We start from the raw sequence: 1,911 nt of genomic DNA on the forward strand, positions 1-1,911 counted from the left end.
TAGTATTTCCATCATCTATCCTTTAAAAAGCTGCATTTCTCATCGGTTTCAACTCATTTCTCCTCTTATTCTCATACTCCTTTTATCTATTTTGCTCATTTCTCATGCATGATGGCTGTAGCTTTTTCCGGACTATCGCCGGACTTGCGATTATTCCTTTCCCTATGTCGTTTATTAATCAACTTCCTATTGTTTACTGCTTTCCTGTGTATCATTCACCTTATATCTTACTGTTTTCCCTTACTCACTGCTATTTCTTCCTGCTACTATCTGTATCATTGCACTCGAGTGAACAGATCGTTCCACTCTAGTGGACGGTTCTTTTCACTCTAGTGCACAAGCCTGTTCACTGGAGTGGAACGATACAGATACAGGTAGGAAACAGGGAAAACGCATTATACTCTTTCCTTAATCTTTTATACATTTATCTTACACCAATATTGTCTTTTCATCTTATTAATAAGATATTTATCTTTCATTTACAATATTATTTGAGTACATTTACGTGATTATAAATCACAATTAAAATGAAGCAAGAAACTAAAAGAAAGATTGAGATCAGCAACCTACATGAATTTGCTGATTCATTAATATTGATAGATAACCGGATAGACCGTTGTAAAAAACATCAGGCCAGTACCATTGTTCTTATTGCAATTTCTGCTGTTATATGTGGCGCTGATACTTGGAATTCAATAGAAGACTTTGGTAAAAGTAAAGAATCTTTTTTTGCAGCCAAGCTTTCCAATTTTAATGGTATCCCTTCCCATGATACATTTAATCGCTTTTTCTCGGCATTAGATCCTTTAAAATTTGAAGAATCTTATAGGCAATGGGTCCAAAGCATTCTCAAATGTTATTCGGGGCATATAGCCATTGATGGTAAAACCATACGAGGAGCCTATGAATCCGAACAGGACAAGCGTCATCGTAAACAAGGAGTGCTTCCTGATTCGAATACGGGAAAGTACAAATTGCATGTCATCAGTGCATTTGCAACAGAACTGGGAATCTCCCTTGGACAGTTATGTACACAAGAAAAGGAAAATGAGATAGTTGTCATTCCTGAATTATTAGATATGTTGTGTATAAAAGATTGTATTATTACAATTGACGCTTTAGGATGCCAGCGTACAATTGCAGAGAAAGTCATAAAGGGAGAAGGTGACTACATTTTTATAGTGAAAGATAATCAACCGAAATTAAAGGAAATAGTACTGTCAGTAACAGAAAGTATTGTATCAAAAGGTACAACAGTACGATTTGACAAATATGAGACGCATGAAGAAGGACATGGCAGGAATGAGTCGAGAATCTGCTATTGCTGCAACGATCCTGGTTTTCTGGGAGCAGATATTAGAAAGAAGTGGAAAAATATACAGTCTTTCGGATATATAGAGAATACCAGAAATACAAACAAAGGCACTACAGTGGAAAAAAGATGTTTTATATCTTCCTTGGAACCTGATGCGCAGAAGATACTTAAAAATAGTAGAGAACACTGGGAAATTGAGAATAATCTACATTGGCAGCTAGATGTCAATTTCCATGAAGATAATACCAGAAGAAGAAATATATCAGCATTAAACTTCTCCGTACTGGCGAAAATTGCATTGGTTACATTAAGAAACAACAAAAGAGAGATACCAATCAATAGAAAAAGATTAATAGCAGGGTGGGATAATGAATTCTTATGGGAACTTATTTTACATGATTTATAATGCGTTTTCCCTGCGGTACCCTCACACAACTATACCGGCACCTTACCGGAACTTTATCAATGCTTCGGCATTAGTTTACCTACTGCTTGCTATCAGTTTGCTTATACCTAAGACTGCTTCGTTCATAATCCAACGTGCCTGACCTATACTTCAGTACGATCAGATTCCTCCACCCCATCATGCAAACGCT

1 protein-coding gene is annotated in these 1,911 nt (G+C 36.4%); it reads left to right on the top strand.

Translation table 11 applies throughout. The features are described 5' to 3' along the window. The first annotated feature begins 527 nt into the window (after positions 1-527). Positions 528-1,721 carry an ISAs1-like element ISBaov2 family transposase gene (locus AB5935_RS24265; protein ID WP_004326441.1) on the top strand — a complete coding sequence of 398 codons (1,194 nt, stop codon included), beginning with the start codon at positions 528-530 and terminating at the stop codon, positions 1,719-1,721. Positions 1,722-1,911: the final 190 nt, after the last annotated feature.

It is taken from the genome of Phocaeicola sp. RTP21198st1_B8_RTP21198_201120 (assembly GCF_040929485.1).
GTDB classification, from domain to species: Bacteria; Bacteroidota; Bacteroidia; order Bacteroidales; family Bacteroidaceae; genus Phocaeicola; species Phocaeicola dorei.